Source organism: Streptomyces sp. NPDC059080, assembly GCF_042739975.1.
Lineage (GTDB): Bacteria > Actinomycetota > Actinomycetes > Streptomycetales > Streptomycetaceae > Streptomyces > Streptomyces benahoarensis.
On the sequence record NZ_JBHYGX010000030.1, the window covers coordinates 70,915 to 74,684 of the forward strand.

Consider the following 3,770-nt stretch of genomic DNA (forward strand, 5'->3'; position numbering starts at 1 on the left):
GAAGGGCCCCACTGCGAACAGGGGGCCCTTCAACGTTAGTGCCCGGTGAGGCACTGGCGGAGGATACGAGATTCGAACTCGTGAGGGGTTGCCCCCAACACGCTTTCCAAATGTTCGTGTGGGGGTTCGGCAGGGGCCGTGGATGTTCTGACCTGCGTCGGAGCCTCCGGGGCGACCGCGCTCGGACGGGCCCGGACCGGGGTGAATGAGACTAGGACTGAGACCATCGAGAGCCGTGTCGAGGAGGCGGCCCAGCCGCACCGCCCCTTCTTCACCAGCACCTGCGCGGCTGTGCGCACCTCCGCCCGACCCGCGTTGGCGCGGACCAGGAGCTTTCGCTGGCTCCTGGATCACTCGTCCCGGAGGCGGATAGCCAGCACTGTCCCGTCGGCTCGGATCGACACCGTGTTCCAGTGCTTCGCTGTGCTGCGCTGCGGCCACTGTCCTCGCAGGCCGTGCACCTCGCGACGGTACTCGTTGACGCGCCCGTGGTGGAGATGCGTGTAGAGACTTCTCTTGAGCCCGGAGAACGCTTCTACCCGAGTGCCGTTGAGGCGGTAGATGTGATCGGTGCCGACGAAGTCGATGTCGTGGATGCGGTGCTCCGCGTCTCGCATCCTGGCCGTGTTGGCCTGGGTGTCGTGCTGGAAGTGGCGTCGTCCTTGCTCCTTGGTCAGGTACTGGGCGGTGGGTCTGCCACCTCCGGTGAAGGCAGTGAGTGTGGCTGCTTCCGTCCGGGCCAGCACGACGCTGAACCAAGTGAAGGAACCGGGCAGTACCTGGAATCCGGGAATGGTCCTCCTGCCACCTTCCGTAGGCAGTACGACATCGGACATGAGGTTTCCCTGCCCGAGCGCGAGGTCGAGGTCGACTCCCGATTCTTCGCCGGGCGGGCGGAGCAGGGTTGTGCCCGGCGCCTCCAGAACATGCAGGGCGAGACTTTCCTTGGCCGGGATCTCGGTGCCGATGAGCAGGTAGGGGACAGTGCCGTAGGGGCCGATGTGCACTGACTCCACATGGGCACTGGCGGTGCTGAGCTGCTTGTACACCTGATGAACGCTGCTGTGAGTTCCCTTCGAGGACAGAAGGAAGATCTTGGACGGCTTTCCAGGTTGCCAGGCTTCGACGAAAAAGTGGGGTCGTCGCTGCAACGGTTCCGGGCGAGGCCCGGTGCCGGAGCTGCGCAGGGTCCAGCCAGCTTTCAGGGCGATGTCCGCCGGGATCACGGAAACCGAGTGGTCGGGGTACCGGGACCTGACTATGTGCTCGGCCAGCAGCGAGGCGAAGCCGGTGCCGATCTCTCCGGACTGTGTGGCCTTGTAGAAGCGCAGGAGATCGCGCCCCTCGGACGACAACTGCAGGAACCGACCCCGGTTCGCTTCCAGCGCCTGGCTGTAGCGCAGGCTGCCCCAGTGCTCAGCGAGTCCTCGCCCGGCCCCCTGACGGGCCGCCGCAGCGCCAAGGCCGATGGCGTGCAGGACTTGCCAAGGAGTGAGTGACAGTGATCGCGGCGCTTTCCGAACGGCTCTGTAGTCGGTGCGCCTGCGCAGCGGGCCCCGCCCGTCCTCCGCGCGCTTCTTGTCTTCGTCTGTAGCCGCCTTGTTGACCTCAGCGGCGAGTTCGTGAGACGAGCGGACCTGAACGTTGGAGGTGGTGCCCAGTTCGTCCAGGATCTCGGCGATGGCTTTGGTTTCGTCCTCGTTCAACGGCGCCCCTACTGTCGTTGCTGTGTGGCGTGAGCCGTTGGACGCTAGAAGAGTGCGGGGGAGCGCATACAAGTACGCACAAGGGGTCGCACGACCGGATTCGGCCACCTCTTCCTTTGATATGAGGAGAGACCATCTGCGGCCAGAAGGCGAGCCTGTGTGGGGATGGCCCAGCGGGGAGGCACGCTGTAGCGACCCTTCGTGCCCCATTGCGTGCCGGTGACGATCCGTCCCCGGCAGACCGGTGCTCGGCCGGCCGTGGTGGCGGCCTGCTCGATCTCGCTTGGAGCCGAGGGGCGGCGAGCAGGGAAGGCCGCGACGGGGCTCACCGCAGGGGGTGAGCCCGCGGACCTGGGGCTATCGCGTGTCTTCCATGCACGCGGACACTGCCTTTGGCAGGCCGGTGAAGTCGGTCTTCAGTGGGCTGAGGCGCTCCAGGCTGGATAGCGTGATGGTCTTCTGGATCTGGCAGCGTTCGTCCAGGACTCGGGTGGGCAGGACGTAGAAAGTCCATTGGTCGAGGGAGAGGGGATCGAGCGTCTGTTTGTTCTGGTGGTGCAGCAGGCAGAAGACGTACACGTCTGAGCGGCGCAGCACTTCGGCTGAGGTGGCACCAGTCTGGGCGTCCCAGCCGGAGGCTGGCGCGATGTCGAACGAAACCTTCGACGGCCGGGACTGTGCCCACGACTGCAGGTAGGCCGCCGACTTCACCTCGATGCGCCACTTCTCGGACGTACGGATGTCAACCGTGTCCCATTCTGTGCGGGTACCGGTAGCGGCGCCCAGTGCTGTGGCCACAAGGTACTCAGCCAGGACGCCACGCATGGTGTTGTTGGCCAAGTCGGAGCATGCCCAGCTCCAGAAGTCAGCGAGCTTGCCCACTGTCTCGCCATTGACCCGTATCGGCTCGCTGCCGCTTTTGCGCGCTATGACCAGCGGGCCGAGATCGGTACTCATGCTGTCCTCCAGGCGACGAGGTGAGACGCTAAGCGTGTCAGTAAGCGATGACAAAGCCGTTGCGGTCGACAAGGAGTATGGGCTGCGCCCATGCGTCAGCAGCTCGCTTCCTCGGCGATGATGCCGGTCTCTTCGAGGCATTCGCGCACGGCGCACTGTGCCGCCGTCTCCCCGATGTCCTGGGCGCCGCCCGGCAAGGCCCACTGGCCTGTGTCTCGACGGCGCTGGAGCAGGATGGCGCCGCTGTCGTCGACGACGAGCAGGTTGTTGGCGGGAATGAGCGTGTTTGCCTTGGGGGCCTTGGGATCGTTGTAGTACTCAGTCCTGCCCATGTGACGAGGGCCCCTCCTGGTCTGGCGTCCAAGGCCGCGCGGTGGCCCAGACAGCTTCGAAACTCTGCGCGTAGTTGTCGAACCACCCTGCAGCATCGGCTCTCTTGAGATGGAGCAGAGGGTTGGCACTGGCCGGCTGGTCCCAGACATGCGGGTTGACCAGAAGGTCGTCGTCGTAGCGGAACAGGGAGGTGTAGAGGGTGGTGTCGTGCAACCTGACCTCGCAGCCGGCCTCAGCCAACAGGGGACGGTAGTAGGTCAGGGAGGCGCGAATCTTTGCCGCGAGCGTGTCGCCAATGCCCTCCTTGCCCCCTCTTCCCGCGGCCCCGGCCGAAGACGAGGACGACGTGATCACCTTCGCCGAGCAGGAGATCGACCGCACCTGCCGGGCGGGAGAGGAGGGCTGGTTCGTCAGCGACGGTCGGCCCCTTCGTGATCTCGATCAGCCGACCGGCGGCTTCACGTTGCCCCGCATGCCGGTGCAACGCTCCCGTGACCCGATGCGGATCACCGCCGTGGAGCGCGCCGCCGCCTCCGCCGCGCTGGGATGCCCGCCGTGGGAGCTCGGGTCGTGCACCGGCTGCGGCCAGCTGATGCGGCGCTACGGGCGGAACGCAGCCATGTACTGCAACGTGTGCCGGGCCGTCCTCAACGGGGGATAGCCGCAACTGAGACCACATACGTGGGGGGGGGGGCCCGCGCCCCCCCGGGGGGGGGGCGCGCCGCTCAGCGCGGTGGACCGATCGGGGGGGGTGGACTCTATATAAAACTATGG

The 3,770-nt window shown here is 66.0% G+C and carries 3 protein-coding genes and 2 pseudogenes; 1 reads left to right on the forward strand and 4 read right to left on the reverse strand.

Annotated elements, in window-relative coordinates:
• Nucleotides 1-350 precede the first annotated feature (350 nt).
• From ACFWWQ_RS22015 to ACFWWQ_RS22030, 4 genes and pseudogenes are all read right to left on the reverse strand, one after another.
• The gene (locus ACFWWQ_RS22015; protein WP_384598647.1) at nt 351-1,706 is read right to left on the reverse strand and encodes a hypothetical protein; all 1,356 of its coding nucleotides are present in this window, start codon (nt 1,704-1,706) and stop codon (nt 351-353) included.
• Nucleotides 1,707-2,063: 357 nt separating this feature from the next.
• Entirely contained in the window at nt 2,064-2,663 is a 600-nt protein-coding gene (locus tag ACFWWQ_RS22020; RefSeq protein WP_382218538.1) for a hypothetical protein, read from the reverse strand.
• A 110-nt stretch (nt 2,664-2,773) separates the two neighbouring features.
• Nucleotides 2,774-2,995 (reverse strand): annotated as a pseudogene (locus ACFWWQ_RS22025) (NUDIX domain-containing protein); the annotation flags it as partial.
• Nucleotides 2,982-3,317, reverse strand: a pseudogene (locus ACFWWQ_RS22030) (XRE family transcriptional regulator); the annotation flags it as partial. The pseudogenes ACFWWQ_RS22030 and ACFWWQ_RS22025, both read right to left, overlap by 14 nt.
• Between ACFWWQ_RS22030 and ACFWWQ_RS22035 the strand changes: the two are divergent.
• Complete coding sequence (locus ACFWWQ_RS22035) at nt 3,301-3,657, forward strand: hypothetical protein (RefSeq protein WP_384598660.1); 357 nt, start codon at nt 3,301-3,303, stop codon at nt 3,655-3,657. The pseudogene ACFWWQ_RS22030 and the gene ACFWWQ_RS22035 overlap by 17 nt on opposite strands.
• Nucleotides 3,658-3,770 lie beyond the last annotated feature (113 nt).